Annotated in this window: 14 protein-coding genes; 8 read left to right on the forward strand and 6 right to left on the reverse strand. The window is 73.3% G+C overall.

Translation table 11 applies throughout. From position 1 onward, the window contains the following. Positions 1 to 46: 46 nt before the first annotated feature. Genes AB0C01_RS01915 through AB0C01_RS01930 form a run of 4 tightly spaced genes read right to left on the reverse strand, consistent with a single transcriptional unit; the run spans position 47 to position 2,762 of the window. Positions 47 to 493 carry a hypothetical protein gene (locus tag AB0C01_RS01915; protein ID WP_357569969.1) on the reverse strand — a complete coding sequence of 149 codons (447 nt, stop codon included), beginning with the start codon at positions 491 to 493 and terminating at the stop codon, positions 47 to 49. After that, positions 477 to 1,232: an SDR family NAD(P)-dependent oxidoreductase gene (locus AB0C01_RS01920; RefSeq protein WP_357569970.1), complete on the reverse strand. Its 756-nt coding sequence runs from the start codon at positions 1,230 to 1,232 to the stop codon at positions 477 to 479. Before AB0C01_RS01920 ends, AB0C01_RS01915 begins: the two co-directional genes overlap by 17 nt. Beyond that, a complete protein-coding gene (locus AB0C01_RS01925; RefSeq protein WP_357569971.1) occupies positions 1,225 to 2,514 on the reverse strand; it encodes an AMP-binding protein in 1,290 nt (429 codons plus the stop codon). Before AB0C01_RS01925 ends, AB0C01_RS01920 begins: the two co-directional genes overlap by 8 nt. Then, positions 2,511 to 2,762, reverse strand: coding sequence for an acyl carrier protein (locus AB0C01_RS01930; protein ID WP_091401397.1), 252 nt, complete (start codon positions 2,760 to 2,762; stop codon positions 2,511 to 2,513). The genes AB0C01_RS01925 and AB0C01_RS01930 overlap by 4 nt, the downstream gene beginning before the upstream one ends. 100 nt (positions 2,763 to 2,862) lie before the next feature. Between AB0C01_RS01930 and AB0C01_RS01935 the strand changes: the two genes are divergently transcribed. Further along, positions 2,863 to 3,372 carry a GNAT family N-acetyltransferase gene (locus tag AB0C01_RS01935; RefSeq protein WP_357245856.1) on the forward strand — a complete coding sequence of 170 codons (510 nt, stop codon included), beginning with the start codon at positions 2,863 to 2,865 and terminating at the stop codon, positions 3,370 to 3,372. 93 nt (positions 3,373 to 3,465) lie between these two features. On the opposite strand, the gene AB0C01_RS01940 is transcribed toward AB0C01_RS01935, so the two are convergent. After that, the gene (locus AB0C01_RS01940) at positions 3,466 to 5,199 is read right to left on the reverse strand and encodes a hypothetical protein (RefSeq protein WP_357245860.1); all 1,734 of its coding nucleotides are present in this window, start codon (positions 5,197 to 5,199) and stop codon (positions 3,466 to 3,468) included. Between the two features lie 367 nt (positions 5,200 to 5,566). Here AB0C01_RS01940 and pseB point away from each other — a divergent pair, with 367 nt between their 5' ends. The 7 genes from pseB (at position 5,567) to AB0C01_RS01975 (ending at position 12,907) form a co-directional block, all read left to right on the forward strand. After that, positions 5,567 to 6,550, forward strand: coding sequence for a UDP-N-acetylglucosamine 4,6-dehydratase (inverting) (gene pseB / locus AB0C01_RS01945; protein WP_357245863.1), 984 nt, complete (start codon positions 5,567 to 5,569; stop codon positions 6,548 to 6,550). After that, positions 6,547 to 7,704: an aminotransferase class I/II-fold pyridoxal phosphate-dependent enzyme gene (locus tag AB0C01_RS01950; protein WP_357569972.1), complete on the forward strand. Its 1,158-nt coding sequence runs from the start codon at positions 6,547 to 6,549 to the stop codon at positions 7,702 to 7,704. Before pseB ends, AB0C01_RS01950 begins: the two co-directional genes overlap by 4 nt. A 10-nt stretch (positions 7,705 to 7,714) precedes the next feature. Next, entirely contained in the window at positions 7,715 to 8,563 is an 849-nt protein-coding gene (locus tag AB0C01_RS01955; protein WP_357569973.1) for a hypothetical protein, read from the forward strand. After that, complete coding sequence (locus AB0C01_RS01960; RefSeq protein WP_357569974.1) at positions 8,553 to 10,382, forward strand: class I SAM-dependent methyltransferase; 1,830 nt, start codon at positions 8,553 to 8,555, stop codon at positions 10,380 to 10,382. The genes AB0C01_RS01955 and AB0C01_RS01960 overlap by 11 nt, the downstream gene beginning before the upstream one ends. Continuing rightward, positions 10,379 to 11,152, forward strand: a complete 774-nt coding sequence (locus AB0C01_RS01965) for a glycosyltransferase family protein (RefSeq protein WP_357569975.1) — start codon at positions 10,379 to 10,381, stop codon at positions 11,150 to 11,152. The genes AB0C01_RS01960 and AB0C01_RS01965 overlap by 4 nt, the downstream gene beginning before the upstream one ends. After that, positions 11,149 to 12,207 (forward strand): spore coat protein, encoded by a 1,059-nt coding sequence (locus AB0C01_RS01970; protein WP_357570248.1) that lies wholly within the window; start codon positions 11,149 to 11,151, stop codon positions 12,205 to 12,207. Before AB0C01_RS01965 ends, AB0C01_RS01970 begins: the two co-directional genes overlap by 4 nt. 64 nt (positions 12,208 to 12,271) lie before the next feature. After that, complete coding sequence (locus AB0C01_RS01975; RefSeq protein WP_357569976.1) at positions 12,272 to 12,907, forward strand: alpha-ketoglutarate-dependent dioxygenase AlkB; 636 nt, start codon at positions 12,272 to 12,274, stop codon at positions 12,905 to 12,907. 28 nt (positions 12,908 to 12,935) lie between these two features. On the opposite strand, the gene AB0C01_RS01980 is transcribed toward AB0C01_RS01975, so the two are convergent. Beyond that, on the reverse strand, positions 12,936 to 13,454 hold the full coding sequence (locus AB0C01_RS01980; RefSeq protein ID WP_357569977.1) for a TrmH family RNA methyltransferase: 519 nt from the start codon (positions 13,452 to 13,454) through the stop codon (positions 12,936 to 12,938). Between the last annotated feature and the right edge of the window lie 201 nt (positions 13,455 to 13,655).

Consider the following 13,655-nt stretch of genomic DNA (forward strand, 5'->3'; position numbering starts at 1 on the left):
CGAGGCCGGGTCGCCGAGTGGGTGCGGCCCGGCCCGGTGCACGCCCCTAGGCGCCGGCAGCAGCGCCCCGACCGTCGGGCACGAAGCCGACGGTGACCACCAGGTCGGCCAGCCAGAGGGTCCGCCAGACCGCGGACCCGTCGGCCGGCGTACTCAGTCCGTGGCGACGCCACCACGCCGCCACCGGCACGTTGGTCAGCTTGCAGCAGCACTCGGCGCGGGTCCACCGCGCCCAGAAGTCCTCCACACCGAACCGGCGGGCCAGCGCCGGGGGCACCGGGGCGTCGGCCCGTTCCGCGTCGATGGCCACCCGCCACCCCGGCGTCCGCGGGCCGTACCAGCCGACGCAGCGTCCGTCGTCCAGGTGACTGCGGGTCACCGCGTCGGTCAGGGCGGCGGGAGCACCGATACGCAGGTGTCGTTCGGCGACGGCCAGCAGCCCCGGCACCGGACGGGGCCGGAGCAGCCGGTCCAGGTCAGATGGCGGCGGCACCGTCCACCACGATGACCTGGCCGTTGATGTTGGTGTGCTCCCGCAGCAGCATCCGCACCACGGGCGTGACCTCCGCCGGCTCGGTCAGGTGACCGGTCGGCGTGCGGCGCACGATCTGGTCGAGCTGGGTCGGGCCGAGCACCGCGGACATCTCCGAGGCGAAGAAGCCGGGGGCGACCGAGTTGACGAGCATCCGGCCGCCCAACTCCCGGGCGAGCGAGCGGGTGGCGGCGTCCATGCCGCCCTTGGTGGCGGAGTACGCGACCAGACCCGGGAAACCGCGCTGCCCGCAGATCGAGGTGATGTTGACGATCCGCCCGCGCATGCCCTTGCCGAGCATCCGGCGGACCACCAGCCGGGTCAACTGCAACGGGGCGGTCAGGTTGGTCTCGATGATCCGGGCGATGTCGTCGGTGGCGGTGTGCACGTGCAGCGAGTCCTGCCCGACGGCGGCGTTGTTGACGATGCCGTCGATCGGGCCGAGGCGTTGCTCCACCTCGCGGACGAAGCTCTGCGCGGCCCGCAGGTCGGTGACGTCCACCGAGCCGACGTGCACCCGGTCGGGGTGCTCGGCGGCGAGTTTCGCCAACTCGGGCGTGACGGTACGGGCGAACGCCGCCACCCGTACGCCCGCGTCGAGCAGGTCGGTGACGATGGCCAGGCCCAGCCCACGGGAGCCGCCGGAGACGAGGACGACGGTGCTGGGCGGGACGAGTGGGGTGACGGCGGGATCAGACATCGCTCTTCAGGGTCTCCTTGACGGGAATCTCGGTGAGCACGCGGATCCGGCGGGGCACCGCGTACTCGGGAAGCTGGTCCGCGCACCAGCGGACCAGCGCGGCCTCGTCGGGCACACCGGTGCCGACCGAAGGCGGGCTGGCGGGGTGGGTGGGGTTGAGGACCACCTCGGCGACCACCATCCGGCCGAGCACCGGGGCGCGGCGTCCGGTCACCCGGGCCCAGGCCACCGCCGGATGTCCGGCGAGCACACCGCGGACCACCCCGGCGGAGACCTTGCTGCCGCCGACGTTGATCTCGTCGGAGTCGAGGCGGCCGGTGATCAGCACCCGGTCGTCGAGGATCTGCACCCGGTCCCCGGTGCGGATCGGGCCGGACAGCCCGGCCCCGTGGTGCGGGGAGGTCACCACCAGCTCGTCGTCCACAACGGACAGCGTCGGCCGGCCCGGGGTCTCTCGGTCCAGCCAGTCGACCGGGAAGCCGGCCCGCCCGTCGTGCACCACGATGGATGCCCCCACCTCGGACGAGGCGTAGATCCAGGAGATCCGGGCGGCGGGGAACACCTCCCGGAGCTGGTCCAGGATCGCCTGGTCCACCGGCTCCCCGCCGAGGGTGAGCTGCCGCAGCGGCACCCGGGCCAGGGCGGCGGCGTCGCGGTGGAGGGTGCGACGCCAGAAGGTCGGGGTGCCGGAGGCGGCGTCCACCCCGTGCGCGGCCGCGACGGCGGGCCAGTCGTCCAGCTCGTCGGGCTCGACCACCACGAGGTGCTGGCCGGGCTGGGTCAGTGACAGGGTGACCACCTGCCACCAGGCGTACGTGCCGGGCGCGTACGGGCAGAGCCAGGTCCGGTCGGGCTGCTCGGCCCGCACGGTGGTCAGTGTGTCCAGGGTGTGCCCGACCCGTTTGGGACGCCCCGTCGAGCCCGACGTCAGCAGCCACAGCCGGCCGGGCTCGGCGGCTCGGGGCCGGGCCGGCACGCTCCGCTGCACGCCGCCGTCGTCGAGGACGCCGACGGTGAACCCGGCCTCCAGCAACTCCGTCCGCATCGTCGAGTCGACTCGACTCGGCGTGCTGAGCAGCAGCTCAGTGCCGTGCACGGCGTGCTGCCGAGCGGCGGCGAGCGCGTGCACGCCACGGTGGGCGAGCACCGCTGCCGGATCGGGCAGCGTCGGCGTCGGTAGTGCCCGCCAGGTCAGCGCGGCGCCACCGACGACGATCCGGTTGTCGACGCCCGCCGGCTCCCGGGGCGCGGGTGCGCGGTCGCGCGCCGTCGCGACTGTCACTGGTGTTGAAGCTCGACGAGGAAGTCGAGGACGTCTCCGACGGTGGCGATGCGGCGCAGGCCGGGGGCGTCGAAGTTGAGCTCCTCCCCCGTCTCGTCCTCGACCCGCAGGGCCAACTCGGAGAAGTCGAGCGACCGGAAACCGATCTCCCGCAACTGCGCCGCGTCGTCCGCGGGCAGCTCCTTGTCCTGGTTCTTCAGCACCTGAGCCATGAGGTCGCGGATCTGCGCGCGACTCAATTCGTTCATGCGGCGCAGTCTACAACCCATCGAATGCATATCTGCTTTCCCGGTGCGCCCGGGTAAGGTGCTCCGACCGGACGTGAACAGCTAAGAAAGCGAGACGCACGTGCTGCGCGAAGCGACGGCGGACGACGTTCACCTGATGTTGTCCTGGCGTAATCAGGAAACCAACCGACAGGTCAGCAAGACCAGCCACGAGATCACCGCCGACGAGCACGCCCGGTGGTGGTCGGCGGTCCGCGACGACAGGTCCCGGCGCGTGCTGGTGTACGTCCGCGACGACCGGCCCTGCGGCGTGGTCACCTTCTTCGACCTGCGGTTCGACCGCCCTCGCACCGGGGCGTGGGGCTTCTATCTGGACGCCGACGGGCTGGCCGGCCGGGACGAGACGCTGCCCGCCTGGCTGGGGGTCATGCGGGAGGCCGTCGAGTACGCGTTCGACGGGTTGCACCTGGACCGGCTCGACGGCGAGGTGCTCGGTCACAATACCGTCGTACGACAGATGAACCGGCGTTTCCGATTCGTCGAGGGCACCCCGAGACAGGAGCTGTCCGACGGGCGGGAAATCACCGTCATCCCGATTTCCCTGGCTCGGGCCGACCGCCGCCAACGCTGATTGTCGGACCCATTCGGATAATGGCCCCGAATCATTAACCGATGGTGTTCCCGGTGGACATCCGCCGTTCACGAATAGCGGCGCCCGGCCGGGTCAGCCCCGCCGCCAGGCCGCCCAGTGCTGCACCGGGTTGCCGCCGAGCCGGACGAAGCCGTACGCGGTGCCGTCCCAGTCGTCCGGCTGACCGGGCGCCCAGCGGGCGAACACCACCTGCGCCGCCGCCGGCGGCTGCTCGCCGAACCACCGGACGTCGGTCCAGGTCACCTGGTGGCTCAGGTTGAACCGCAGGACGTAGTGCACGCCGGTCGAGGCCCAGACCCGCTCGCCGGGGCGTACGCCGACGTCGGCCACCCGGGGCGTCGGCGCGGTGCTCGCGACGGCCGGCCGCACGATGCGGTGCTCGATGACCTGCATGGTGACCAGGTTGACCACGACGAGCACGCCGAACATCGGCAACCGCAGTCGGGGCACCAGCGCGGCGGCGACGAGCAGCAGGCAACCGCCGATCCCGACAAGTGACCCGAGCACCGGGCGCATCTCCCGCCAGCCCCCGGTCAACGCCACCAGGTCCGGCGCGCTGAAACCGCCGTAGCGCAACCGGTGGCCCTGGCTGGCCACGTACGCGAGGCGGGCGGCGATCAGCGCTCCACCGCCGACCAGCAGGGCCACCGCGACGGCCGCCCGGCGCAGCACCACCCGGCGGCCGGCGGTGAGCAGCACCCCGAGGCCGACCAGCAGCCAGAACGGCGCCAGCATCTGCACGTAGCGGCCGTAGATCGCGTCCAGGGGCTTGCCGGTGATGCCGGCCAGGATCACCGACGCGCCGCCGGCCACCCCGACGGTCACCACGAGCGCCACGCCCATCGTCCAGCGGGCCGCGTCGCCGTGCCGTGGACGCCACAGTTCGCGCACGGCCGCGGCCCAGGCCACTCCGGCCATCCCGAACGTGATCACCACGAGGTACCAGAGTTGGGTGGTGACGCCCGCGCCGACGCGGACCACGCCCCGCACGGAGGCGACCGCCTCGACCGTGCCGCCGCCGGGGGTGCTGCCCAGCAGGTAGACCCTGTCGCCGAGGTGGTGGATGACGGCGGCGTTGAGCAGCGCCAGGGCGAGCACCGGCAGCAGCGCCGCGAGCACCGCGGGCGGGCCGATCCGGCGGCGGACCAGCAGCAGCAGGACCAATCCGGCGTGCACCGCCACGATCACCAGGCCACGCGAGTGCAGCAGGTGGAACCCGCCGACCAGCAGGCCGACGGTGGCGGCGGCGAGCGGGCCGGGCCGGGAGATCCAGCGGTGCACGGCGAGCAGCCAGGCGACGACCAGCGGGGCCATCACTGTGTCGATCATGGCGATGCCCGCGTAGAAGGCGGTGGCCGGCAGGGTCGCCGCCGCGACCGCGCCGAGCAGCGCGTACGACCGGCGCAGCCCGAGCAGGCGGCGACCGAGCAGGTACGCCAGCGGCAACAGCGTCGAGTTCGCCATCGCGTTGACCAGCTGGACGATCCGGTAGCTGTCGCCGAAGTCCCGGTCCCCGAGGAACGCCGGTGAGATCAACATCGGGTAGCCGACCCGGCGCAGCAGGTCGTTCTCACTGCTGAACCCGCCCGGCCCGCCGACCAGCGCGCGGGCGGTGTTCAGGTAGCTGTCCTCGTCGGTGTGCGCGATCGGCAGCACGATGTGCCGGGACAGCCACATCCGCCAGGCGACGCTGAGCACCCAACCGACGACGAGCAGCACCGGCACCAGCCAGCGCCGCGCCGGTGCGGCGTCGGACGTCGTCGCCACCACCTCCGGCCGTTCGATCACGTCGCTACCGGATGCCATCAACGCCTCCAGATCTGCCGGTCGGACCGGTCCCCGCGTGGACCGGCAGGGGCTGTCGGTCCGCGCCGGTGACGCGTGGGGTGACCCGCTCGCACCGAGCCGATGCGGATGTCGGGTGAACGCGGAACCGGCCGCGAAGCGGGGCTGGCGGGTCACTCGCGCGGGTCACTGTAACGGCCCAATGTGGCCAGGTCAGGCCGGTTACGGGCCGGACGGAAGTGTTTGCCTACGCGGTGCTCGGCATTCACAGGAGCAGGGGGTGCGGTTAACCCGCGAGCGTCGGGGAGTTAACCCGCCATGGCTAGCGTCTCACCCCGGTCGGCCGGCCGAAGGCCGCCCGTTCATCCACGATCACGGGAGCACCAAATTGAGTGAGTTGAATGGATCGTCCATTCTGATCACCGGGGGAACGGGTTCCTTCGGCAGGACCTTCCTCCGGCACATCCTCACCGAGGCCGACCCCGCGCGCGTGGTCGTGTTCTCCCGCGACGAGCTCAAGCAGTACGAGCTGCGCCAGCAACTCGGCGACGACCCACGGCTGCGCTGGTTCATCGGCGACATCCGGGACCGCCACCGCCTCACCCGGGCCATGCACGGGGTGGACCACGTGGTGCACGCCGCCGCGCTCAAGCAGGTGGACACCGCGGAGTACAACCCCTCCGAGTACATCGCCACGAACATCACCGGCTCCCAGCACGTCGTCGACGCCGCGATCGAGGCCGGCGTCAAGAAGGTCATCGCGCTCTCCACCGACAAGGCGTCCAGCCCGATCAACCTGTACGGCGCGACGAAGCTGGTCGGCGACAAGCTGTTCGTCTCGGCCAACCACTACGCCGCCCAGCACCCCACCCGGTTCTCCGTGGTGCGCTACGGCAACGTGGTGGGCAGCCGCGGCTCGGTCGTCCCGCTGTTCCGCCGGCTGGCCGCCGAGGGCAAGAGCCTGCCGATCACCGACAAGCGGATGACCCGCTTCTGGATCACGCTCGACCAGGCCGTGCAGTTCGTCATGGACTCGTTCGACCAGATGCAGGGTGGCGAGTTGTTCGTGCCCCGCATCCCGAGCATGCGCATCCTCGACCTGGTCGAGGCCGTGGCCCCGGACGCCACCACCCACGAGATCGGCATCCGGCCGGGCGAGAAGCTGCACGAGGAGATGATCGCGCCCGACGACAGCCGCCGCACGCTGCGTGCCGACGGCCGGTTCATCGTCCAGCCGACCATCGCCACCTGGGGCTACCAGCCGCCGGTCGACTGCGACCCGGTGCCGGACGGCTTCGCCTACCAGTCGGACACCAACGACGAGTGGCTCACCGTCGAGCAACTGCGCGACATGCTCGGCCTCACCGCATGACGGGGATGCTCCCGTACGGCCGGCATTCGATCACCGAGGACGACATCGCCGCCGTCGCCGACGTGCTGCGCGGCGACTGGCTCACCACCGGCCCGCAGGTCGACGCCTTCGAGGCCGACCTCGCCACCTGGACCGGCGGGGTCGGCGTCGCCGCCGTCGCCAACGGCACCGCCGCGCTGCACGTGGCGTACGCGGCGGCCGGCGTGGGACCGGGCGACGAGGTGGTCGTCCCACCGATGACCTTCGTGGCGACCGCCAGCAGCGCGGTCGCCCTCGGCGCGAAGATCGTGTTCGCCGACGTCGACGACGAGACGTTCTGCCTCGACCCGGCCGCGGCCGCCGCCGCCGTCACCGCGCGGACGAAGGTCGTCGCCGCGGTCGACTACGCCGGCCACCCCGCCGACTACGACGCGCTGCGCACGTCGGTCGACGGCAGCGACGCGCTGCTGCTCGCCGACGCGGCGCACTCGATCGGCGGGACGTACCACGGTCGACCGGTGGGCTCGCTCGCCGACCTGACCACGTTCTCGTTCTTCCCCACCAAGAACCTCACCACCGCCGAGGGTGGCGCCGTCGCCGCGCTGGACCCGCGGATCCTCACGCGGGCCCGCCGCTTCCGTGGCGTCGGGATGGTCCGCGAACGCGACGAGTTCCGCTTCGCCGACGAGGGCGGCTGGCATCAGGAGGTGCACGAGTTCGGGCTGAACTACCGCCTGCCCGACGTGCTCTGCGCCCTGGGCCGCAGTCAACTGCGCCGGCTCGCCGAGTTCACGGCGCGGCGGGCCGCCCTGGCCGCCCGCTACGACGAGGCACTGGCCGACCTCGACGGCGTACTCCGGCCGAACCGCAGGTCGTGGGCCGACCCGGCCTGGCACCTCTACCCGATCCGGGTGCTCGACGGGCGTCGCCGCGAGGTGTACGACCGGATGCGCGCCGCCGGCATCGGCGTCCAGGTCAACTACATCCCGGTGCACTGGCACCCGGCCTTCGCCGACCTCGGCTACCGGCGCGGATCCTGCCCGGTGGCCGAGTCGTTCTACTCCCAGCAACTGTCCCTGCCGCTCTACCCGGGACTCAGCGACACCGACCAGGATCGCGTCATCGACGCGCTGACCACGGCCCTGCGGTACGGCTCGGTGCGTTCCGCCGCCTGATGGGAACCTGATGCACCACGCCAACCACTTCTACGGCCACGCGCACGTACTGGCCCGCTACGCCGGTCTCGGCGACCGGCACCCACCGCGGATCAACGGGTACGTGCAGCACGGCTGGAACATCGGTGACGGCCTGGCCCCCGGTCACCCGTACGCCGAGCGCTCCCCCAGCCTGCTCTGGTCGGAGCAGACCCGCCGGCGGGCCTGGTCGGTGGGGCGGCGCAACGTGGTGGTCATCGGCGCTCCGTTCGCCTACCTGCTGGCCCTGCGACCCGAGCAACCGGCGGTCGAGGAGCGGGAGGGCACCATCTGGTACCCGTTCCACGGGTGGGAGGGCCAGCACGTCAAGGGCGACCACCGGAAGTTGATCGCGCTCATCCAGGACACCGAGCCCGGCCCGGTCACCGTCTGCCTCTACTGGCACGAGTACCGGATGCGCAGCGTCCGCCGGCTCTACGAGCGCGCCGGCTTCCGGGTGATCTGCCACGGCTACCGGGGACACTGGTGGAAGGACACCGACCCGGAGTTCCTCGACAAGCAGTTGACCGAGCTGCGTCGACACCGGCGGGTAGCATCCAACCGGCTGACCAGCGCGATCTTCTACGGCATCGCTGCCGGCTGCGAATCGGCGGTCTACGGCGACCCGATGATCCTGTCCAACGAGGACCCGACCTTCGGCGGGACGGCCCGCATCCGACGGCAGTGGCCGCAGTTACACGGCACCGAGGTCGACCTGCCCACCGCGGTCGAGATCGCCCGCGCCGAGTTGGGGACCGACCACCGCTGCACGCCGGCAGAGCTGCGCGAGCTGCTCGGTTGGGCGAACCTCCAGGAGGAAGAGGACCACCGTGACGACTGAGACGGCACCCGCCGGCCGGATCACCCTGCCCGGCGGCGAGATGCTGGCCTGGTCCGACCTGCCGCAGCAGCGCCTGGCCGACGGTGGACCCCTCGCCGCGCTGGCCGCCCGGCTCGTGCCGCCCGGCGCCCGGGTGCTGGTGGCCGGCCCGCACGACCCGGCCCTGCTCGACCAACTCGGCCACGCCGAGGTGACATGCCTGCTGCGCAGCCACCCGGACGCGGTCGCGCTCGCCCAGCGCGCCGCCCACCTGGTGGTGGGCGGCCCGGCCGGGTTGCCCGACGACGAGACGTACGACGTGGTGATCGCCGCCGCCGGACTGGACCCGGTCGAGTCGGTGGAGGGCACCCGCCTCGGTTGGGACGGCGTGCTGGCGCGACTGGTCGCCGCCCTGCGGCCGGGCGGTGCGCTGCTGCTGCGCGTGGACAACCCGCTCGGCCTGCACCGACTCGTCGCCACCACCCCCTGGTACGCCGGCCGGGAGGACTCGGCGTGGACCATCGGCGGGGTCCTCGACCGGACCCACCCGGCCAACCGGGAGCAGCTGCGCGAGCGGCTCACCGCGGCGGGGCTGCGGGCGGGCGCCTGCTGGGCCGCGTACCCCGACGCCGGCACCCCGACGGCGCTGCTCGACGCCGACCACCTCGACTCCGACGCGGGCTCCGGCCTCTTCGACGCGGTGCTGCACGGCGCGTGCGCCGGCGGTTTCACCGGCGACACCGTGCTCCAGGACCCGGCCCGGCTGGCGGTGGACGCGCTGTACGCCGGCCGCGCCGCCGACCTCGCGCCCGGTTGGCTGGTGCTCGCCCACCGGCCCGACGACCCGGCGGATCCGGGCACGCCGCCCGTCGACGGGGATCTGCCGGTGGCGCTGGTGCAGACCGGGCGGCCCGGGATCGGCGTGCTGGAGGTGCGGCACGGTCCGTCGGGATGGCGGTGGGGACGCCTCGCGACCACCGGCACGGACCTGCCGGCCGCCGCGCCGTTCGCCAGCCGCGAGGCCGCGTACCGGGACGCGGACGCGCTGTCCGGGCCGGTGCCGGCCGGCCGGCTGCTGCGTACCCTGCTGCTCGACGCGGCCCTGCGCCGCGACCTGGCCGCCCTGCGCACGCTGCTGCACGGGTACGCGGGCTGGCTCGCCGACCAGGCCGACACCGACGGCCGGATCGCCGGCGCGGCGGCGCTGGCCGGCACCGACAACGTGGTCGTCGACGGCGAGCGGTACGCGGTGCTCGACCCGAGCTGGCGGGCCACCGATCCGCTGCCCGCCGACGTGGTGCTGGCCCGCGGGCTGTGGCGTTTCGCGGCGGGCCTGCTCACCGGCGGGTACGCCCACCCGTGGTCGTCCACCCTCGACGTCGCCGGCCTGACCGTGGTGCTCGGTGGCCTCGCCGGCCACGACCTGGACCGCGCGACCGTCGCCGAGGCGGTGGAGGCCGAGGCCGCCATCGCCGCGGCGCTGCACGGATTGGACACCGACGGCAGGGCCCACCTCGCCACCGAGCTGCACGCCGTCACGCCGACCGACCCGCCGGTCGGTGCGGCGCGCAGCTACCAACAGCTGCACGAGGCATGGCTGCGCCAACGCGAGGAACTCGCCCGGCTGGCGGCACTGACCGCGTGGACCGAGGAGCTGCTCACCTCCCGGGAACGGGCACTGCGGCGGGCCGAGACGACGATCGGCCTGCTCAGCGGATCGCTCAGCTACCGGGTGGGCCGGCTCGCCATCACCCCGGCCCGGCTGGCCAAGCGGGGCGCCCGCGCCGCCAAACGCCGGGCCACCGCGGTGCTCGCCCCCAAACAGGAGGAGCAGCAGTGACCGCCGTACCGGTGCCCGGAGTCGCCCCGGACGACGCCGGACCACGGATCGTCGGCATCGTGCAGGCGCGCATGGGTTCGTCCCGGCTGCCCGGCAAGGTGCTCCGCCCGCTCGCCGGGCGTTCCGTGCTGGGCCGGGTGGTGCGCGCCGCCCGCGACAGCGGCGTCCTGGCCGACCTGGTGGTCGCCACCAGCACGGACGCGGTCGACGACGCGGTGGTGGCCGAGTGCGCGCGGCTGGGCGTGGCGTGTCACCGCGGGCCGGTCGACGACGTGCTGGGCCGGTTCGTGGGTGCGCTCGCGGCGCACCCGGGCGACGCGGTCCTGCGGTTCACCGCCGACTGCCCGCTGCTCGACCCGGAGATCATCACCCTGGTCGCGTCGGTGTACCGGGCGGTCCCAGGGCTCGACTACGCGAGCACGTCGATCGCCCGCACCCTGCCCCGCGGGCTCGACGTCGAGATCATCCGGGCGGAGACGCTGCGCACCCTGGACCGGCTCGCCACCGATCACCACCGGGTGCACGTGACCTCGTACGCGTACACCTATCCGGAGCTGTTCCGGGTGCTCGGGGTGACGCTCACCCCGGACCGGTCGGCGCTGCGGCTGACCCTCGACACCGAGCGGGACTGGGCACTGGTCAGCGCGGTCGTCGACCACTTCGGCGACGTCAGCGTGCCACTGGCCACGCTCACCGACTGGCTGCACGGGCAACCCCACCTGCGCGCGCTCAACGCCGACGTCCGACAGAAGCAACTGGAGGAGTGCTGAGCACGCCGCGGGTCGGGTTGCGCTGCGACGCCAGCCCACGGCGGGGCGTCGGCCACCTCGTCCGCTGCCTGGCCCTCGCCGAGGAGTTCCTCGCCCGGGGCGTCCACGTCGCCGTGTTCGGCACCGTCGAACGGCTCCCCTGGGCCACCGCGGAACTGGCCGCCCGGGGCATCCCCCTGCACCCGGGTCCGGACTCGCCGGCCGAGTTGGTCGAGGCGGCCCGCCGACACCAGCTGGACGTGCTGGTCCTCGACTCCTACGAGCTGGACCCGGCCGGCGCGGGCGCGCTGCGTGCCGCCGGCGTCTTCACCCTCGCCGTGATCGACGGGGACAGCCGGGGCCAGGTCGCCGACCTCTACCTCGACCAGAACTTCGGCGCGGAGCTGCCGGGGCTGCCGGGCCGGCTGCTCGCCGGCAGCGGGTACGCCCTGCTGCGCGACTCCGTGATCACCGCCCGGCCGTCGGCGCCTCCGCCCGTCACGACGGTCAGCCGACCCCGGGTGCTGGCCTTCTTCGGCGGCACCGACGCGGTCGGCGCGGCACCGGTGCTGACCCGGGTGCTCGTCGCCACCGGCCATCCGATGGACCTCACGGTCATCGTCGGCCGACCCGAGATCGAGGCCGAGGTCGAGGACGTCGCCCCCGGCCGGGGACAGGTCATCCGGCCGGTGCCACCCACCGGCGCGCTGCCGGCACTGATCACCGAAGCCGACCTGGTGGTCAGCGCCGCCGGCACGTCCACCTGGGAACTCTGCTGCCTGGGCGCGCCCGCCGCGCTCGTGTGCGTGGTCGACAACCAACGTGAGTCGTACACCCGGGTGGTGCGGCACGGCCTGGCCGCCGGCCTCGGCGAACTGCCGGAGCTGACCGCCGCCGGCGTCGCCGGACGGGCCGCCCGCGCGGCGGCGGCACGGACCCTGCACGGGCTGCTCAGCTCACCGCAGCGCCGCGCGACGCTCGCCGCGCAGGCCTGGTCGACCGTCGACGGGCAGGGCCGGGCGCGGGTCGTGGACGCGGTGCTCGACGCCGTACGCGCCGCCGCCGTTCCGGGCTGAGCCCAGCCGACCAGCGCGGCCCGCACCTAGCACGGGTGTACGAAAGTGCTGCTAGGGTGGCTGGATGACGCAGGCCGCCTACCAGCCGTCGATGCTCGACCTCGCCGACGCCGGGCCGACCCTGGGGTCCCTGCCCGGTCTGATCCGCCGGCACCAGCTCAGCCGCAGCGCCTGGGTCGACCACCTTCCCGGGTGGGTGCACGGCTCCGACGCGGTCCTCGACACCCTGCTCACCGAGGTCCCCTGGCGGGCCGAGCGGCGCACCATGTACGACAGCGAGGTCGACGTGCCCCGCCTGCTCTGCTGGTACGACGGCGACCGGCACCTGCCCCACCCGGTGCTCACCGAGGCACGGGCCGCGCTGACCCGGCACTACGCCCCCGAGCTGGGCGAGCCCTTCGTCACCGCGGGCATGTGCCTCTACCGGTCCGGCCGGGACAGCGTCGCCTGGCACGGCGACACCATCGGCCGTTCCGCACACACCGACACCATCGTCGCGATCATCTCCTTCGGCGCGCCCCGACCCCTGCTCCTGCGCCCTCGCGGCGGCGGCGACAGCCTCCGCTTCCCGGTGGGCCACGGCGACCTGATCGTGATGGGTGGTTCCTGCCAACGCACCTGGGAGCACGCCATCCCGAAGACCACCCGCCCGGTCGGCCCCCGGGTGAGCGTCCAGTTCCGCCCGGTCGGCGTGGCCTGATTCCCACCCGGGTCCGCCCCGGCCTGCTCTACAGCAGGCCGGCGAGTTTGTAGAGGACCAGCGATCCGGCGACGGCGACGTTCAGGCTCTGGCCGTGCCCGACCATGGGAATCTCCACGGCCGCGTCCAGGTGGTCGAGGGCCTCGGGCGGGATGCCCGTCGACTCGCGCCCGAGCAGCACCACGGTGCGGCCCCGAGCGGCGGGCAGGTCACCGAGCCGAACGGCCTCGTCGGCCAACTCCACCCCGAGGATCCGGGTGCCGGCGGCCCGTTCGGCGGCCAGCCATCGCAGCGGACTGCCGACCCGGTGGACGCAGCCCGGCCGGCGCAGGGTGTTGCCACGGGCCAGGGCCTCGTCCACCCACCGGAAGGGCGGCACGGCCAGGCAGGCACCGACCGCGTCGCAGGTACGCAGCAGGGTGCCCAGGTTCGCGCCGTGCAGCGGCCAGAGCGGGGCGGCGATCAGATGACCCCAGCAGCGATGCTGGCGGGGTCGGCGGGCGGCACGCAGCTCGCGCCTGGGCCGGACCCGGATGGCGGCGCTCACGCCGCGTCGGCGACTCCGCCGGACAAGATAAAGATCATGTGAGAGGTGCTTGGCGGCGCACCCGGGCCATCACCGAGAACAGGAGCCCTCACCATACCCCGCGCACGCGCCCTCTCCGCATGATCGTGCTCCATCCAGGATCGAGTGGTATCGCCGCGTCGGTGATGCCACTACTTCCCGGATCGAGCACGATCTTCCCCC

This window comes from Micromonospora sp. NPDC048905, from assembly GCF_040649655.1.
Taxonomy (GTDB): Bacteria; Actinomycetota; Actinomycetes; order Mycobacteriales; family Micromonosporaceae; genus Micromonospora.

Coding starts and splice junctions, on each gene's coding strand:
- AB0C01_RS01920 (WP_357569970.1), bottom strand. CDS start 1,232: ATGTCTGATCCCGCCGTCACCCCACTCGTCCCGCCCAGCACCGTCGTC.
- AB0C01_RS01930 (WP_091401397.1), bottom strand. CDS start 2,762: ATGAACGAATTGAGTCGCGCGCAGATCCGCGACCTCATGGCTCAGGTG.
- AB0C01_RS01940 (WP_357245860.1), bottom strand. CDS start 5,199: ATGGCATCCGGTAGCGACGTGATCGAACGGCCGGAGGTGGTGGCGACG.
- AB0C01_RS01950 (WP_357569972.1), top strand. CDS start 6,547: ATGACGGGGATGCTCCCGTACGGCCGGCATTCGATCACCGAGGACGAC.
- AB0C01_RS01955 (WP_357569973.1), top strand. CDS start 7,715: ATGCACCACGCCAACCACTTCTACGGCCACGCGCACGTACTGGCCCGC.
- AB0C01_RS01975 (WP_357569976.1), top strand. CDS start 12,272: ATGACGCAGGCCGCCTACCAGCCGTCGATGCTCGACCTCGCCGACGCC.